The organism is Desulfoluna sp., from assembly GCF_030145185.1.
In the GTDB taxonomy this organism is placed as follows: Bacteria; Desulfobacterota; Desulfobacteria; order Desulfobacterales; family Desulfolunaceae; genus Desulfoluna.
Genome location: NZ_JAQYWB010000025.1, coordinates 56,467 through 73,734 on the forward strand (window position 1 = coordinate 56,467; position 17,268 = coordinate 73,734).

Genomic DNA, 17,268 nt, shown 5'->3' on the forward strand with positions numbered 1-17,268 from the left:
GGTTGGGTTCACGATGAAACAACCTGTTTATTTATGGCCGACGGTGAAAGGCTCATGACACCCGGTGCAATCGTCTACCACCCCGGCTCCCATGCTTTCGTGGCACCCAAGGCAGCTCCGCTCTGACGAGCGTGTATGCATGGCCACCTGAAGCGTAATCCCACCGCTTTCGGGCGACGCCCCATCGGTGTGGCATTCGGAACAGCTGGTTTCAGGTTCTTTGTGGTGGCACACGTCGCAGGCGATATCGGCCGATTCATGCAGATCATGATCGAAGGTTACTTCGCCGCCATGGGCAACGTTTTCAGAAAGAAGGGTGTCTTCGGAAGATGATGCGGAAGCAGGAGGGTTCGCATGGCACCCGGTGCAATCCAAAGGCGCAGACGTCTCCCCAGAAGTTCGAACGTTTAGATGGCAGGTGATGCACAAAGCATGGGAGGAATTCTTCGGGGAGACTGGGTGTGAAGCGTCTTGGGCCACAACCCGCTGAACAGCGCCAGAAGAATCATGGCAAGCCTGACAGTCGAGGGAAGCCGCGTCTTCATGCAGAGCGTGCAAAGAGGCATCAAAATGAAGAGTATGAGAAGAACGTGGAGAGTCCACGCTGGAATTGACATGACATTCACTGCAGATCTGTGGGCCGGAAGGTTGGCCTGCGGCTTCAAGGTCGGCATGACACCCGAGGCATTCCGAGTGATAGAGATCCTTGACCGCCTCACGGGAAAGCCCATCCCGATTTTTAAAGGCAAACTTAATCCCCGAGCCCTCTTCGGACCTGGGTTCATGGCACACCAGACAGTTGGAAGCCCCCTGCTCGTCTGCCACATGCTTCTCATGCGGAAATCGGACTGCCGGACGTTCTCTCTCCCCAAAGGAATCAAGAGCATCAAGAATGATGAGATCTTCGCCTCGTTCCGGCAACTTCTCATTGCCGGTATACGCCAGCCTCATCCCCACACACAACAAAATTAGGAGAATCGCGAAAGTAGCCTCGACTCGTTTACGCATAACGGTTCCTTCTCATGAATCAGGTTAACAAAAAAAACAATGGATATCTCAGGCCCAGCCCCAAAGGCTGCAGCTTCATTCCACCCTAAAAACCCCCGACACGAATGCCTGAGAACGTGTTTTTTCCAATCCTGCTGAGAAGACGATTGCCCTTATTTAAAAGGAACACCTTGGCAAGGGTATAAAAATACACCCGGCAATGATGAGCTAATCACCCTAATTATGTGTTACACTGGTTTTTACTTAATTAACACTCCATGCCCACTGCGTATGAGCAAAGGAACATTACGCCCGAGGCCCTGGTATTGTCAATTGATTTTTCTAACAAATCAATCACCTTGCCCATTGCTATCTAAATATTGTGTTTATTTTCAGCGTATTAAATTCCGTAAAAAATATTCCACTATTACCCCCTCTATTTAGTATAGAATAAAAACCCTTGATCAATTTTACTGATGAGTTCGGCAAATAGAATTATTAAAGCAAAGAAAAATACCTACATTCATAAAAGGAAACTCTCACCATGCCAGGGCATCCCATGCCTGAGAAACGAACCTCAGGGTGCCTAAAAAAGCGAGAAGAAGACCCGCAGGGAAAGAATTTGGGACCGTCGGGTCAGAAAGACCCCTCTGCACCCAACAGGGAAAATGGGACATAAAATGAAGGGTCACCTTGGCCAGAAGCCAAGGTGTTTGATGCGGAAAAGTCGATCAGAATCAAGCTCAATATCGTTTGATTCGCCGGATGGATTCTCCATGCCAGACACAGCTCCCCAGGGCGGAGAGCCAGGGGAGAGAGCTCCCGGCAGCAGAACAACGCTCGGGCTCGTCCAGCAGCATCCCGGCCAGAGAAGAGAGCGGAGCGGCCAGATCCGACCTCAGTTGCCCGGCATTCAGACTCCCTCTGGCAAGGGTTTTTCCGAGGGCGGCAACCATCATCCCGGTGCTGACCACATGGCAGTTGTCAAAGGCATCCGCCTTCAACCGATTGCGTACCCTCTCGTCCGGTGCCTCGCGAAGGAGAACTTCGACAGACGCGCAGCGCCGTCTCAACGCCTCGGCCAGCTGGACCTCGTCGTTCCAAGAGGAGAGAAGGATCAGGGGCGGCTCCTTTTTAATCTTCGGGGGCCGGCCGCTTTGACTGAAAACCTTTTTAACCGCCGTCCATCGCTCATCCAGGCGCATCTCCAAAACGGCTTTCTTCAGGCCATCGCCATCCGATGCCTGCACCCTCTCCACATGGGCAATTCGGTACCGCTTGGTCCCGCTGAAAAAACACTTTTCAACCACAACGACCTGCGCCGTCCCCTCCCCCTCCTCGAGATACACGCCCAGAAAAAACATCTTCCCCCCGGATTCACAATCAACAAAAAAAGCAACCAGCCAAAATCATGAAGGATATCTATACCGCAAGGCATAAGATGTCAATCGTGATGGATCAGCCAGAAGCCTGGAGGGTAAACCGGCGCGTGGCAAAGGAAAGGGCACAAAAAAAACCGCTGCACCTGCCCCCCCAAAAAAGAAGGAGGGACAAAGGCAGCGGCACCCCTTTTTCAAGGGGGCTCTCCTGGCCGCTGGAGAGAGGCTTTTTTATCCGAAGAAAGCGGACTCCGGGATGGTCATGGCGGTATCCGAGCCTTTCAGGATAGCGCACATCCGTCCCTGGGAGATGGGGAGCTCCGCGTCGATGTAGTACTTCGCAGCGGCCAAAACGCCCTCGTAAAAATCTTTGTCTTTCTTTTTGGCCTTTTCAAGACCGGCCGTAGCGGTCAGGGCACGCCAGAGGTGCATCCAGGCGAAGACCACATCCCCTGTCACGGTCATGAAAGGGTGAGCACAGGCAAAGGCATTCATCACGTCGGCGCTCATGGCAGTCTTCCCCATATGCATGGCCACTTCCCCGAGCTTGCCCACGGCCTGCTCGAGATCATCGGCAAGGGAAGCCAGGTTTTCAACCTGCCTGGCTTCGTTGATGGTCGCTTGCATCTCGGCCATCAAATCCATCACGGCCTTCCCTTTTTTCATTCCAAGCTTTCGCCCGAGAAGATCCATGGCCTGAATCCCGTTGGTCCCTTCGTAGATCATGGTGATGCGGCAATCACGGAGCAGCTGGGCCTGGGGATACTCTTCGATAAAGCCATACCCGCCATACACCTGCATCCCGTGGGAGCAGACATCGTAGGATCGATCCGTGACGTAGCCTTTCCCGATGGGGGTCAGCACATCGATGATTCCCTGAAGACGCTCTTTCTCCTCTTCGGAGTCGCTCACGCGCTTCCGGTCTGAACAGGACCCGATATAAAACAGGAGACTTCGCATGGCCTCCACGTTGGCCTTCATGGAAATAAGCTGCCGCCGAATATCGGGGTGCTGAATGATGGGAACCGCCGGAGGATTCGACGCCATCATAGTCATCAGATTGGGTCCCTGAACGCGATCTTTGGCATAACTCAAGGCGTTTGCATAGGAGGCACTGGCGACACTGAGCCCCTGGACGCCGACAAAGAGGCGGGCTTCATTCATCATCTGAAACATGGCGCGCATGCCCTTGTTGGGCTCACCGAGGAGTTCCCCGATACATCCCCCCTTCTCTCCCAGGGCAAGGGAGCAGGTGCAGTTGCCGTGGATGCCCATTTTGTGTTCAATACCGGTACAGACCACATCATTAAATTCACCCGGCGTGCCGTCTTCACGGACTCGAAACTTGGGCACGGTAAAGAGACTGATCCCCTTGGTGCCGACGGGCGCCCCATCGATACGGGCCAGCACGGGATGGATGATATTCCCAGCCATTTCGTGCTCCCCGCCGGAGATGAAAATCTTGCTGCCTTTGATGTGATAGGTTCCATCGGCGTTGGGCGTGGCGGTCGTGGTCAACGCACCGACATCAGAACCTGCACCGGGCTCGGTCAACAGCATGGTACCGGTCCACTCGCCGGAGTACATCTTGCGAAGGTATTTTTTCTTCTGGTCTTCGGAGCCGAAGGCCTCCACAAGGTTGGCGGCGCCGTGGGTCAGGGCCACGTACATATACATGGCCATGTTCGCACCGGACAGATACTCGGTGCAGGCCATGGAGAGTGCATGGGGCATGCCCTGCCCGCCCCAGTCCGGATCTTCACTGGTGGCAATCCACTCCCCGTCTTTATATAATTCCCAGATTCGCTTGAACTCCTCAGGTATCAGAACTTTCCCATTTTCGAGGGAACACCCGGCCAGATCTCCCGGAGCGTTGGTGGGAAGCACCTCTTTCAAAGCAAGGCTACGCGCTTCCGAAAGCACCAGATCGATGGTTTTTTTATTGAACTCCCCATAGAGCTCGTAATTGCTGAGATCGCTTAAATTAAGCTGCTCATGGAGAACAAAATCAACATCACGTCGGTCTGCAAGTTGGTAGGCCATCGAGTCTCTCCCCTGGATTATTCTTGAATTTCGGATGCATGTGATCCGGCATGGGATCATGCCGCACGGATTTTTATAACGTTAACGTCAGCTTTAACCAAGAGAGCCCACTCATGTCAAGATGATTGTATCTATATATAATCTTTGTTACTATTTGAAACAACAAAATCACCTCCGCATCCCTGTTCACCCCACCCCACAACCTGGAGGCACAACGCCATGAAACGCATTGCTCTTATCACCGGATGTTCATCGGGCATCGGCGAGGCCCTGGCCCGCAATTTTCTAAAATCCGACTGGACCGTTTACGCCACGGCGCGAAACCCCGAGACGCTCTCCCCCCTCGTCGCCCTCGGGGCCCGCCCCCTCACCATGGACCTGTCGGACGAGAGGTCCATCACCGCCGCCGTCAAGAGCCTCCTGGCCCAGGAAAAAGCCATTGATATGTTAATCAACAACGCAGGATACGGGGCCATGGGCCCCCTGGCAGAGATGCCTGTGGAGGAGATCCGCCGCCAATTCCAGGCGAATCTTTTCGGCCAGATCGCCGTGATTCAAGCCGTGGTCCCCAGCATGATCACCGAGCGAAAAGGCCATATCATCAACATGGGTAGCGTCTCCGGAATTCTTCCCACCCCCTTTTCCGGGGCATACGCCGCCAGCAAGGCCGCCTTCCATGCCGCCAGCGACGCCTTACGGCTTGAACTGGCGCCCTTCGGCATTCGCGTAGTGACGGTACAGCCCGGAGGCATCGCCTCCCGCTTTTCCGCCAACGCTGAGGCCCAGCTGAAAAAGACCACGCGTCATCTCAACCACTTCGCCCCTGCCATGGATGCCATCGTTCATCGCACCCGCATCTCCCAGGAGAGCGCCATGGCCATTGGCCCATTCGCAGATACACTGACAACCCTTCTTTTAAAAGAGAACATTCCTCCCATCATCCGTCTCGGTACCCACAGCCGACTTCTCCCCTTTCTGAAAAAATGGGTCCCCACCCGCCAAAGGGACGCCATCCTGATGAGAAAATTTAAACGTTAAAGGCAAAAGCGTGCTTGGTGCTTGGTTCCTCGTTCTTCGTTCGAGGGATTTGCTTCGCAAATGGCCAGTTGATTTTTAAAAGCAAAAGCGTGATTGGTTCAAGGGTGTTGCTCGCAAATGACCTTTACAGTTCTGCTTTCAGGGTTTTATAAAAAAGAGCCTTGGCCTGCGATTCCATCCAGGGTTTGTGTCCACAATGGGCAAGAAGAATAAACCGGAAATCGGTAAGACACGCTGAGAGGGGATTTCGAACGCCTTCGGCCGGATGGGGGTCGTAATCCCCGTGGATGGCCACCACCGGACAGGCGATGGTGGCAGCCATGGATAGCAGACCGCCTTGCCGCCGCAAGGCTTCCGCCGCTGGCCAGACCCCTTGAAAAATATCTGCGGAGCATCGGACCTCGTCCAACGCCCCTCCCGTGGAATCAAAGGCATCGGCCTGAGAAAGAATCGTGCCCAATCGCGTAAAAATCTCATCCCGAATACGTGCCGAAGGAGACTTTAAATCCGGCATCAACCGCTTCACCTCGGCCCGTTGCCCCGCCGTCAAGCGCCCCATACGAAACGAATCAATACCCGCGGCATCCGACTCCTGAAAGGGCCCGCACCCCACAAGAATCAATTTCTTCACCAACTCTGGATAACGGGAGGTCAAAATGACCCCGAGCCAGGCCCCCCAGGAAAACCCGACCAGCGTCACCGGCCCCTGCGCATGCTTGCTCAACGCAGCACGAAGTTCCTCAACCTGGCCCTCCAGAGACGCCGCCGTCTGAAGCGGCTCCAGCACCCCCCGCCCCCCGGAAAGCTCCCGGGCCACCGGCGCCATCTCCCCGGCCGCTCCCGGCCCGCCGTGCAACACCGCCACAGAATAAGGAGCCGTTCCATAGGTTCGCAAATGAGTCATGACCGCCTTCCTTATATATAGCCCGGATATTTCACGAAAATCAGACAGACTACCGGGGATTACATTTTGCATTTTTTAAGTGTCTATATCTTTCCTGGTAACACATTGTAATAACATATTATTGTTTTGGCATGGTCGTTTTCTCATGAAATATCCGTGATAGGGATTCACTCACCCATGATTAAACACAAAACAGCCCGCGATACCAAGAAAAAATGTATCACGGGCTGTTCATTCAATTATCGTCGCGCAGTGCCTCCTTAAACCAAGCACGCTTTTGCTTTTATCCCTTAATTGATGAAGCGTAGCGCCTCCTTGAACCAAGCACGAAGAACCAAGCACGAAGCACGCTTTTGCTTTTATCCCTTTACCCCTTTTACAACTCCCTCGTCTCCACAATCTGCGCCGTACACCGATCGACAAGATACAGAATCGACGAATAGTTGATGCCGCCATGGAGGCTGAGGCCAATTTCACAGGTCCGGCTGGTGGAGAAGCCTTCGCTGCACCCGGCGACCTGGTCTTTCAGGCCATCCAAGGCGGCTTCATTGAGTTCCGGGACGTTAAACCCCCGATCTCCGGCAAACCCGCAGCAGTTAATATCTTCCGGGACCACCACCCGGGTGGTGCAGAGTTCGGCGAGCTCTTTCAGTTGCTCGTGCAGGCCCAGCTTGATGGTGGTGCAGGTGGCATGAATGGCCACCTTTTCATCGATCCGATGAAACAGGAGACGTTTCTTAAGGAACTCCAGAATAAAGGCGACGGGCTCATAAAGGGACAAGGCCTCTGTCAGGGTTTCTTTCATGTGATACAGGCAGGGGCTGGTATCCACAAGGACCGGGTACTCGCCATCCCGGCTGGCGGCAAGCAGGGCTTTTTCAAGGGCTGCGGCTTTCTTCTCTCCCTGTCCTGTATAGCCCTTGCTGGCAAAGGGAAGTCCGCAACATAAAGAGTCGAGGCCTTCCGGAAGGATGACATCATAGCCCGCTTTCTCCAGCACGGAGAGGGTTACATCACCCAAGGGGCGCTTGTCGGTCATCTCCCCAGTGGCGCCGAAACTTCGACCGATACAAGAGGGGAAATAGACCACTTTTAAAGGATTCATTGAGCTCCCAGACCTCTTCTTCATCTTTTTCGCAGCATCGGGAAGAGCTCGGTTCCACAGGGGCAAGGTATGAAGCGAAAGGCGCCGGGCGTTCAGGGCAGCCGCCTCCATAACGCAATCTCCGGCCAGCGTGTGCACCAGGTGCGCTCCCTTAAGGCCCGCCCGGATACTCCGGGTGGTGCCGTGATAATGGTCAGCGAGGGTATCGGCCACGCGATGGCCCAAGGCTCCGGTGGCTTCGGCGCGCTGTTTTTTTATAAACGCGCCGGTGTTGATTCCAACGGGACAACGCAGGGCGCAGAGCCCGTCGGTGGCACAGGTCTCAAGGGCTGGATATTGATACGCCTTTTTCCATTTTTTCCCCTGTCCGTTCTTTTCCAGGCGTTTGGCTTCACGCCAGCCAGTGATGCGATGCCTGGGGGTGAAGGTCAGATTTCTTGAGGGGCAGACCGGCTCACAGAATCCACATTCAATGCATTTATCCACGATCTCATCCGCGGCGGGCATGGGTTTTAGATTTTTAATATGGACCAGGGGATCTTCGTTCAAAATGACGCCCGGGTTTAAAATCCCGTCCGGATCAAAAAGAGTTTTGATCTCTTTCATCAGGCGATAGGCCTCAGCGCCCCATTCCATCTCCACGTAAGGAGCCATGTTGCGACCGGTTCCGTGCTCTGCTTTAAGGGACCCGTCATAGGTCCCCACCACCATGGTCGCCACATCATCCATAAATTTTTGATAGCGATCGATCTCGGCTTGCTCTTCAAAGGCCTGGGTAAAAACAAAATGCAAATTTCCCTCCAGGGCGTGGCCAAAAATAATCGCTTCATCGTAATGATATTTTTTAAAGAGTTCCTGGAGCTCCAGGGTGGCCGAGGCCAATTTTTCCATGGGAAAGGCCACGTCTTCGATGATCACCGTGGTGCCGGTCTGACGCACGGCCCCGACTGCGGGAAAGAGCCCCTTCCGGATGGCCCAGAGCCGGGTAAACTCTTCCGGCCTGGGGGTAAACGCGGTGGGCACCACCTGATTAAGATCCACCACGGAGGTGGTGATGGCCGCAATCTGGTCGTTAAGATCCTCCTCCGTTTCAGCACGGGTCTCAACCAGCAAAGCGGTGACGCCTTCGGCAAGCCCCTGGATGGCCTCGGGCATCCCCTCTTTTTCCTCGACAGACCGAAGGGCGGCTCTGTCCATCAGCTCCACGGCGGCAACGGGTTGCTGTTTGAGGATCACGGTGGCCTTACAGGCGGTCTCTATATTGGGAAAAAGAAGAAGCGCCGAGGCTTTGTGGGGATGCTCCACCACGGTATGGTAAGTCACCGAGGAGATAAACCCCAGGGTCCCTTCCGATCCCACGAGAAGATGCTTAAGGATGTCAAAGGGGTCATGATAATCCACCAGGGCGTTGAGGCTGTAACCGGTGGTGTTTTTGATTTTAAACTTGCGCCGAATTCTTTCGGAAAGGGTCTCATTGGCGTTGACCGTATCATGCAAGGCGGTGAGCCCTTGAATAATGTCCGGGTGCTCAAGACAAAACCGGCTGCGGCTGGCATCGTCTTCCGTATCCAGCACCGACCCGTCATAAAAGACCACCCGAAGGTCAGCAAGGGTCTTATAACTGTTCTCTGCGACCCCGCAGCACATGCCACTGGCATTATTGGCGACGATGCCCCCGATCTGAGCGGTGTCGATGGAGGCGGGATCCGGCCCGATCTTTTTGCCGAACTGAGCCAGGCGTATATTGGCCCAATTGCCGATCACTCCGGGCTGAAGCCTTATTTTACACGCATTGTCAAAAATAGAGCAGCCCTTCCAGGAGGCACCCAGTCGCACAAGAATGGAATCGGTCACAGCCTGACCGGAAAGACTGGTTCCCGCAGCCCGAAACGTCACGGGCAGTTTTTGTGCCTGGGCCTCCCGGAGGATGCGAACCACCTCGATCTCCTCTTCGACTGTAATCACGATTTTCGGAACCAAGCGATAAAAGCTGGCGTCCGTACCATAGGCAAGGGTGTAAAGAGGGTCGGTGGTGATCCGATCAGCAGGGACCACATGTTTCATCGCCTTGAAAAAGGCTTTATACTCTTTCGTCAGCATGGTGAAGCCTCGCTTGTTTTAATTGGGAAGTGATCATCACCGAAACGGCGAAGGCATGCAGGAATAAAAAGGAGAGGAGAGAGCAATCGGTTGAAGCGTCTCCACCGAAACGGCGGCGGTGTGAATTTATTATGGTGAATCCACCTCGATGTGTCAACGTATATGAAGGGTTCTATGTGTTCCCAGGAGGTTAGCCCCAACGCCTATTAGATTTCACAAATGTCCCCCCACACCTGTACAATTTGTCATTCTCCCCTTACAAATCACTTTCTCGGATTGTCATCAAGCCATGAATGTGATACTTTTTTTCTATTTAGTACATGTATTCCCTTGTTTACCGCCACATCCCTTCCGGCTAAACCCTGACATGTCAAGGTGTTTCCCACGGATCTGCTCAACGCTCAAGCCAAACAATGTTTGTCTTTCCAATGAACGATCACCACAACTCTTTTCAGGGGAGGTTTTGATGACACGAAACCCATTTCAAAAATTTCCCACCTACACCCAGAAATTTCAGACCCACCACCACTACCCCGTCTGCTTTACAACCGATCTCTTTGCCGGAGACAACCAGACGATTCGCCAAACCCTGACCCAAATGGGCCATGATCATCCGACACGATGCGCGGTATTCATTGACTCAGGGGTCGTGGCACGCAACCGGACTCTGATCAAACAGATCACCCGCTATTTTCAGAAAGAGCACCCCTTTTTCGACCTCTGCCACCCACCTTTTGTCCTGTCCGGTGGCGAATCCGTCAAAAATAACCGACGCTTATTGGATGAGATCCTGTCCATCACCCACACCCACCACCTAACACCGGACGGCCTTGTTTTCCTCGTGGGAGGCGGTGCCTTTCTGGACGCGGCAGGCTCAGCGCTGGCTCAATGCAGGGGCGGCATTCGTGCGGCAAACATTCCGACCTCCACCCTCTCTCAGTGCGCGGCAGGAATCGGAACCCTGCGCTTCATGAACGCCTGCGGCATCAAAAACTTTTCAGCGATCGCGGCTCCCCCTTACGCCGTCTTCATTGATTTTTCACTGCTCAAGACCCTTCCCTTTGAACACCACTTAAGTGGCATGGCCGAAGCCTTTAAGATGGCCCTGGCTACCGACGCGGAATTTTTCTCAGTCCTCGTCAAAAAAGCACGGAAAATTCATCAGAATGACCCTGCCACAGTGGAAAAAGTGGTCTACAAAACAGCCCTTCTCCACTTGGAGAAGATCCAGGCATCCAGCGATCCGTTCTCCGAAAGCACCACCGGCCCGTCGGGTCTCGGGTGCCGGGTCGCGCACTGGCTGGAGACACGCTCCGGGGACAAACTCACCCACGGACACGCCCTCTCCGTCGGAGTCGCTCTGAACGCCTGCTACGCCCATTGCACAGAGAGCCTCGCAGAGGAAGAGTTCTCACGATTCATCCACGCCATGCTCACCTGCGGACTCCCCGTCTGGAATCGCTTCCTGGAGACACGGACCGAAATCGGCGAACTGGAGCTCAAAAATGAACTGATCCAGTACCAGGAGAACCCCTTGTCAAACCATCCCCTGATGGTGCCAGAAGGCATCGGAGCCTTGAAACCCGTGCCCCGAATCGATTTTGACGTGCTTGAAAAGAGCGTCGTCATGCTGAGGCAATTGGCCCGAAAAGCCCCTTCAGAAGAACGACGCCTCTTCATTGTAAAACCAGGAAAACGAGCCGAGAATAATGAGAGGAGAAGGGAGATGAGATAAAACGAAAGGGGCCGAAAGGCCGATGAATAAGGAGGAGCTCTCCACCCGGTGACCCTACGTCACCCCCGAAGAGTGCCTTCGGTTTGCCATCCCGGATATTTCATGAGAAACCTCAACACAAAAAGATATGGTAACTATTCAACTCATGCCACCCAATCGCCACACACCGGTATGGCAGTGGCGATGAAGACGGAAACCGTATAAAGGGTCTGTCCTTTGGTAACCGTGTCGAGGTGAAAGGTAGGGTGCGCCGTGCGCACCGCTTAACGTCCGATAAACCTGCAACGCCGCATTTTTTGATACGTATTGAGACGGGGCCGGCAGATTGCGTGACGTTGAACGGTGCGGGAGCCGCACCCTACGGGCTGAAACATTTTTGCGAAACTTTTTCCAAAAAGAGACCCGCCAGAGACAGGATGAAGCTGAATGGTTACAAAATATACAGCTTCATATGAATGCATCCTGCCGGTCCCCACTCCCTATTCCCTACTCCCCACTCCCCACTCCCTATTCACTATTCACTATTCACTATTCACTATTCACTGCCCCCTGCCCCCTGCCCACCCCCAACGCCTTTTCCTTAAAGATATCCGGCAAAAAGGCAATACGTCGTGCGGCGTAGTTAAACGCCACGAGTCCGGTCTCCGCCACAGAGATGGTTTTACCCTTTGCGGTCACATGATAGTGGATCCGAAAGGCGGCCTCTCCGACCTCACCAAAGGCACAGCCGATGGTGAGCTTATCGCCAAGAAAGGCTTCGGCACGGAAATTCACCACGAGATCATCCATGACGATACCGGTTTTTCCATCCCCCAAATCCCCCTCGCTGAGGCCCATAGAGCCCAAAAAAGCCACCCGGGCGTCATGAAGAATGCCCACCATCTCGGAATTTCCCACATGAGCGCCATAATTCAAATCACCAACCCGCACGTGAATCTCACACGTAAAGGGATACTCCTTTTGAACTGCCAGTTTAATCCGCGGCATCACACTCTCTCCAGCTTCGTTCATCGTTCCTGATACCAGCTCTGATGAACAGATTTCACAGGGTCCCGTTATAAATAAAACCCATCGGGTATTTCATAAGAAAAGGGCCCGGCACACGGCAACCTATAGCACACAAAGTAATTTGAGCTCATCCATCCTTCAGCCAAGGCATGCCAGTCACTTCGGGCCGCCAGAAGACTGACAAACAAAGAGTGATAGCTGAAAATACCTGAAAATGAAACTTGAAAACTGTTTGCACCCTGTCCCATGTACCGCGGCAAGAAAAGGATTGCTCCCCTCATCTTTTGCCTGTTACAACACGGTGAGTTTTAAAGGCACACCCATGGCGTTTCATGGAGTTCCAAAATCACCGATTCCCTCCAGGGCTTCCTGCGTCGTGGATCGATGACCAGGTCATGCAAGTACCGGACAGAGAGAGGTCGTATGAAGGAGCTGAAGAATCCCGAAGCCCGAAGCGATGCAGGTGCATCATTTTTCAAAAACCTCAAAATGAACATCTCAGACCAGATCATTGTCCTTATGGACTCCATTCACAACCCCGTGGTGGCCATAGACAGCCGCAGCCGGGTCGTTCTGTGCAACCAGACCTTTACCCAGGTGGTGAACCGCTCACGACAGGAAGTCCTTGGCGCTCCCATCGGCTCCATGATCGCCGAGACCCGCCTGACCCGCATTCTGGAGACCGGTAAGCCCGAGGCCGCCCATAAACTCCGCATCGCTGACAAACTCTACCTCGCCAACCGCAGTCCCATCATCGACAATGGCATGGTGGTCGGGGCCATGGCCCTCCTTCAAGATATTTCAGGCCTTGAATCCCTGGCCGATGAACTGAAACTCTCCAGCAACACCAACGAAGAGCTTCAGGCCATCATCGAATCCTCCTTTGACGGCATCTTCGTCACCGACGGCCAGGGGACAGTCACCCGGCTGAACAAGGCCTACGAACACCTCACGGGTATCCGCCACTCGGAAATTATCGGCATGTCCATGGCAGAACTGGTGAAAAATGGATATTACAACGAGTCCGTCACCCTCAAGGTCCTCAAGAGCAAGCGCCCTGAGTCGGTGTTTCAAGAGGTCAAAAACGGCAAAACCATTATGGTCACCGGAACCCCTGTCCTGGACAAAGAAGGGAACATCTTTCGTGTGGTCACCAACGTCCGGGACATGACAAAGCTCAACAGCCTGCAGCATGAACTGTGCTCCATGAAGACTCTGCGGTCCCAATATGAGATCGAGCTCAACAGCCTGCGGCAGAAACAGGGGGATGGCCAGTTTGTGGTCCGTTCCAAAAAAATGCTGGAGATCAAGGTACTGGCCATGCGCATCGCCCAGGTGGACTCCACCGTGCTGATTCAGGGGGAATCCGGGGTCGGCAAAGAGATGGTGGCCGAGATGATCCACGCCAACGGCAAGCGAAAGAGCATGCCCTTCATCAAAATCAACTGCGCCTCCATTCCGGAGACCCTTTTGGAAGCAGAACTCTTCGGCTACACCCCCGGCTCCTTCACCGGAGCGTCCAGCAAAGGGAAAGCAGGCCTGTTTGAGGCCGCCCACAACGGATCGATTTTCATGGATGAGGTGGGGGAGATGTCCCTGCCCCTCCAAAGCAAACTGCTTCGGGTCATCCAGGAGAAAGAGATCACCCGCATCGGTGACACCCGCCCCATCACGGTCAACGTCCGGATCATCGCCGCCACGAACCGGGATCTGGAGAAAATGGTTGAGGAGAAGAACTTCAGAAAGGATCTGTTCTTCCGGCTCAATGTGGTGCCGGTCCAGATTCCCCCTCTGCGGGAACGTTCCGAAGCCATCGTCCCGATGATCTATCATTTTCTGGCCAAGTACAACAAACGCTTCGATTTTTCGAAGCAGATGGACCCCAACGTGGTGGATATCCTCACCACCCATGACTGGCCCGGAAACGTTCGGGAGCTCGAAAATGTCATCGAGCGTCTGGTGGTGATCACCCCTGGAGAGCTCATCGGGATCTCAGACATCCCTGAGGCCATTCGTCACCCGGGCGGAAAGAGTCGCCTGAATTGCCTCACCGGTAAAACCCTGAAAGAGATCCTGGAAGAGGTCGAATCCCGTGCCATCAAGGAGGCTCTGGATACCCATGGGACCACCCGAAAAGCCGCCGAGGCCCTGGGGGTCAACCAGTCCACTGTCGTTCGAAAAGCATCCCGCTACGGACTGCGTCCCGAAGGGGCCTGATCCCGATGCATCCATGCATTCATGCGATGCCTTCCTGCATCGCGTGGATACAAAACCCAGATTTAAGTTGTATTTAAGTATGTTACAAAAAAATATGTTTCTACCGCCACAGACCAGAGATGCCAAAATGCATCGCCAGCACCCCATCTCCCAGCATAGACCAACGCTATTCTCCGACAAACATCCATCCCACCGTGTGATGACCGTAAGGCCCGTAAACATTGGACACGCCCTATATCCAGCGGGCTGGAATCCGCCTTTTTTACCACCAGAACAAGTCATTCTTCCAGGTTGGCATACTCCTTGCGAGACAACTACCTCGAAAGCCGGTCATGATCGATCGTCGACGGATGATTTCCTCTTCGGGCGTAAGCCTGTAAATGCTCAGTGTACAAAGATGTTCACGAGTTTTTATGAGACCTCTCATCTGCCGGCGTCCAGAGCACTGAACGTAAGATGTTGGAAGGAGAATGAAGTATGAGTAAATACCGCGAGCACGGTGGCAAGCAGGCAGGAATCCCCATGGGACCCCTCACGCTCAGGCTGCCCTTTATTCACTACCGTTTCGAATGGCCGGATTACCTGCAGGGCCTGTTGATGTGTACCGTCTGTCTGGCCATTATCCCCGTTCTTACCGGCAAACTGGGCATGTCCTTTGAGGTGGCCCTGGCCATCGTCATCATGAACGGCACCCTGTACCTGGCACACGTCACCTTCGGAGACCCGGTGGTCCCCGGCTGGGTCACTCCGGCCATCCCCCTGCTCATCGGTTATGTTGAGACCTTTGCTCCCGGGGTGGAGAGAATGCAGTGCCTCATCGCCTTTGAGCTGATGTTTGGTGTTTTCTGTATTTTTCTGGGCGTTTCGGGCCTGGCCAAAAAATTTGTTTCCATCATCCCCAACGCCATGCAGTCCGGCATCGTCTTAGGCGCCGGTTTTGCAGCCGTCATGATCGTCTTTAAGCCCGGTAATGGTCTGAAAAGCTTTGACAACTTCCCCTGGACCGTTGTCATCTGCGTGGGCCTGGCCTTTTACCTTCTTTTCTCCGAGCACTTTAAAACCCTTCGCAATAAAAATAAATTCTTCTTCTATCTTGCCAACCTCGGCATGATGCCCACCCTGGCGCTGGCGGTCTTTGTCGGGCCGCTCACCGGGGAGCTCGCCTGGCCGACCTTCACCAGTGAAATCATCACCTCCCCCGATTTCACGACGCTCTTCAGAGACTTCACCATGCTGGGCAATATTCCGATTCCATCGGCCCACATGTTCATCTCCAGTATTCCCATGGTCATCAGTGCCTATCTGGTTATCTTCGGAGATGTCATCCAAAGTCAGGCCCTCCTTGAAGATGCTCAGAAATATCGTCCGGATGAGCACATCGACTACAACCCGAACCGTTCCCACATCATCTTCGGCGTTCGAAACACCATTATGAGTGTCATCGGTCCCGACATCTCCATGTGCGGACCCCTCTGGGCAGCCATGCAGGTGGTCCTGTGCGAACGTTACAAGCACGGCCCGGAAGCCATGGACTCCATCAGTGGCGGCGCGGCCTCCTTCCGTTTAGGCACCTGGACCGGTTACTTCCTGGCCCCCATCGTCGCTGCGGTCCGACCCATCCTGGGGATTGGCCTGGCCTCCACCATGCTGATCCAGGGGTACGTCAGCGTCCGCATCGGCATCCTGAAAGCCCGCTCTTTTAACGACCTGGGCATCGCCGGTGTCACCGGTGCCATCGTGGCCACTCGCGGAGCCGCATGGGGTCTGGGCGCAGCCATCGTGATGTGTGCTCTCATCTACTTAGGCGGTGATAAAGAAAAAGCTTACATCAAAGAAGAGCCGATCTTTCCCGGAGACTCTCCGGACAAAATCAACAAGGAGATCGAAGCTCATCTGAACAAAGTCGCATAAAAAGTTCACGGCTCTCTGAAGTCGCTTCGCTCCTGTCCGCTTTTTTCGGGATGGAGCGAAGCGACTCCTCAAACCGGGGACCTCGAACGTTTTTTACTTACACTGACAAGGAGATCACGACATGGCCTATATACAGGGCAACCCCACCGACGGACTCAAGCAAACGGTCACTCGCCACCTTTTTCTCATGGTGACTGTCACCGTGGTCCTTTCGGGGATGATGATCGCCTTCTCCGAGGATCCCATGGCTGAAATCTGGGCCATTGCCGCCATTACCTTCTCCTGCACGGCCATTATCGGCTTTGTCACCCTCCGGTCCAACCCCCTGGCTTTGACCATGCTCTTTAATCCGACCCGTTTTAAAGGCGCCATCCAGGAAGAAGAGTCCGTCATCCAGCACCTGGGGAAACTCTCAGACCGATGTTACGTTTTTAACAACCTGACCCTGGAGCTCTTTCGGGTCGATCATCTGGTCGTCTCACCCTGGGGCATCTTCGTGATGGGCCGGGTTCGCAAAGAGGGCCCCCTTGAGATAAAGAATAATATCCTGCATGCGGGCCCCCACTCCCTTGACAGCCTCTGCACCAGCACCTGGCGCATCTGTCACCTCCTGAACATTGTCATTCGCAAAGGGTGGGCCGAGGATGTGATGCCCATACCGGTGATGGTTCCCCAGACCGATCACCCCACGCGAATGAAAGCTGTGAACGATATGAAATTCATCGAATCCCGAGACCTCGTGTCATACATTGAAAAAGGCCGAAAAGAGAGCATCTCTGCAGAGCTGGTGGATTCCATCGCCGCCTACATCCTCAAACGGTACACCGCCTGATCCATAAGG

Annotated in this window: 11 protein-coding genes; 5 read left to right on the forward strand and 6 right to left on the reverse strand. The window is 54.1% G+C overall.

From position 1 onward, the window contains the following. Nucleotides 1-27: 27 nt before the first annotated feature. The 3 genes from Q1Q75_RS22605 to Q1Q75_RS10140 all read right to left on the reverse strand — a co-directional run bounded on the left by Q1Q75_RS22605 (nt 28) and on the right by Q1Q75_RS10140 (nt 4,409). Nucleotides 28-1,008: a cytochrome c3 family protein gene (locus Q1Q75_RS22605; protein WP_366945193.1), complete on the reverse strand. Its 981-nt coding sequence runs from the start codon at nt 1,006-1,008 to the stop codon at nt 28-30. Nucleotides 1,009-1,730: 722 nt separating this feature from the next. After that, entirely contained in the window at nt 1,731-2,351 is a 621-nt protein-coding gene (locus tag Q1Q75_RS10135; RefSeq protein WP_300669997.1) for a hypothetical protein, read from the reverse strand. 246 nt (nt 2,352-2,597) lie between these two features. Further along, on the reverse strand, nt 2,598-4,409 hold the full coding sequence (locus tag Q1Q75_RS10140) for an acyl-CoA dehydrogenase (protein WP_300669999.1): 1,812 nt from the start codon (nt 4,407-4,409) through the stop codon (nt 2,598-2,600). Nucleotides 4,410-4,628: 219 nt separating this feature from the next. Between Q1Q75_RS10140 and Q1Q75_RS10145 the strand changes: the two genes are divergently transcribed. Further along, nucleotides 4,629-5,447: an SDR family NAD(P)-dependent oxidoreductase gene (locus tag Q1Q75_RS10145; protein ID WP_300670001.1), complete on the forward strand. Its 819-nt coding sequence runs from the start codon at nt 4,629-4,631 to the stop codon at nt 5,445-5,447. A gap of 124 nt (nt 5,448-5,571) precedes the next feature. On the opposite strand, the gene Q1Q75_RS10150 is transcribed toward Q1Q75_RS10145, so the two are convergent. Next, the gene (locus tag Q1Q75_RS10150; protein WP_300670003.1) at nt 5,572-6,351 is read right to left on the reverse strand and encodes an alpha/beta hydrolase; all 780 of its coding nucleotides are present in this window, start codon (nt 6,349-6,351) and stop codon (nt 5,572-5,574) included. A gap of 376 nt (nt 6,352-6,727) precedes the next feature. Further along, a complete protein-coding gene (locus tag Q1Q75_RS10155; RefSeq protein ID WP_300670005.1) occupies nt 6,728-9,556 on the reverse strand; it encodes an FAD-binding and (Fe-S)-binding domain-containing protein in 2,829 nt (942 codons plus the stop codon). Between the two features lie 466 nt (nt 9,557-10,022). Between Q1Q75_RS10155 and Q1Q75_RS10160 the strand changes: the two genes are divergently transcribed. Continuing rightward, a complete protein-coding gene (locus Q1Q75_RS10160; RefSeq protein WP_300670008.1) occupies nt 10,023-11,291 on the forward strand; it encodes a hypothetical protein in 1,269 nt (422 codons plus the stop codon). A gap of 528 nt (nt 11,292-11,819) precedes the next feature. Here Q1Q75_RS10160 and Q1Q75_RS10165 read toward each other — a convergent pair. Further along, on the reverse strand, nt 11,820-12,278 hold the full coding sequence (locus tag Q1Q75_RS10165) for a thioesterase family protein (RefSeq protein ID WP_300670010.1): 459 nt from the start codon (nt 12,276-12,278) through the stop codon (nt 11,820-11,822). A 444-nt stretch (nt 12,279-12,722) separates the two neighbouring features. Between Q1Q75_RS10165 and Q1Q75_RS10170 the strand changes: the two genes are divergently transcribed. From Q1Q75_RS10170 to Q1Q75_RS10180, 3 genes are all read left to right on the forward strand, one after another. Continuing rightward, complete coding sequence (locus Q1Q75_RS10170) at nt 12,723-14,516, forward strand: sigma 54-interacting transcriptional regulator (protein WP_300670012.1); 1,794 nt, start codon at nt 12,723-12,725, stop codon at nt 14,514-14,516. Between the two features lie 477 nt (nt 14,517-14,993). Beyond that, the gene (locus Q1Q75_RS10175) at nt 14,994-16,427 is read left to right on the forward strand and encodes a hypothetical protein (RefSeq protein ID WP_300670014.1); all 1,434 of its coding nucleotides are present in this window, start codon (nt 14,994-14,996) and stop codon (nt 16,425-16,427) included. Between the two features lie 121 nt (nt 16,428-16,548). Further along, nucleotides 16,549-17,259 carry a nuclease-related domain-containing protein gene (locus tag Q1Q75_RS10180; RefSeq protein ID WP_300670016.1) on the forward strand — a complete coding sequence of 237 codons (711 nt, stop codon included), beginning with the start codon at nt 16,549-16,551 and terminating at the stop codon, nt 17,257-17,259. Nucleotides 17,260-17,268 lie beyond the last annotated feature (9 nt).

Bases quoted from the DNA above. Each gene is read 5' to 3' on its own strand.
- Q1Q75_RS22605 (WP_366945193.1), bottom strand. From the start codon at position 1,008: ATGCGTAAACGAGTCGAGGCTACTTTCGCGATTCTCCTAATTTTGTTG.
- Q1Q75_RS10135 (WP_300669997.1), bottom strand. From the start codon at position 2,351: ATGTTTTTTCTGGGCGTGTATCTCGAGGAGGGGGAGGGGACGGCGCAG.
- Q1Q75_RS10140 (WP_300669999.1), bottom strand. From the start codon at position 4,409: ATGGCCTACCAACTTGCAGACCGACGTGATGTTGATTTTGTTCTCCAT.
- Q1Q75_RS10145 (WP_300670001.1), top strand. From the start codon at position 4,629: ATGAAACGCATTGCTCTTATCACCGGATGTTCATCGGGCATCGGCGAG.
- Q1Q75_RS10150 (WP_300670003.1), bottom strand. From the start codon at position 6,351: ATGACTCATTTGCGAACCTATGGAACGGCTCCTTATTCTGTGGCGGTG.
- Q1Q75_RS10155 (WP_300670005.1), bottom strand. From the start codon at position 9,556: ATGCTGACGAAAGAGTATAAAGCCTTTTTCAAGGCGATGAAACATGTG.
- Q1Q75_RS10160 (WP_300670008.1), top strand. From the start codon at position 10,023: ATGACACGAAACCCATTTCAAAAATTTCCCACCTACACCCAGAAATTT.
- Q1Q75_RS10165 (WP_300670010.1), bottom strand. From the start codon at position 12,278: ATGCCGCGGATTAAACTGGCAGTTCAAAAGGAGTATCCCTTTACGTGT.
- Q1Q75_RS10170 (WP_300670012.1), top strand. From the start codon at position 12,723: ATGAAGGAGCTGAAGAATCCCGAAGCCCGAAGCGATGCAGGTGCATCA.
- Q1Q75_RS10175 (WP_300670014.1), top strand. From the start codon at position 14,994: ATGAGTAAATACCGCGAGCACGGTGGCAAGCAGGCAGGAATCCCCATG.
- Q1Q75_RS10180 (WP_300670016.1), top strand. From the start codon at position 16,549: ATGGCCTATATACAGGGCAACCCCACCGACGGACTCAAGCAAACGGTC.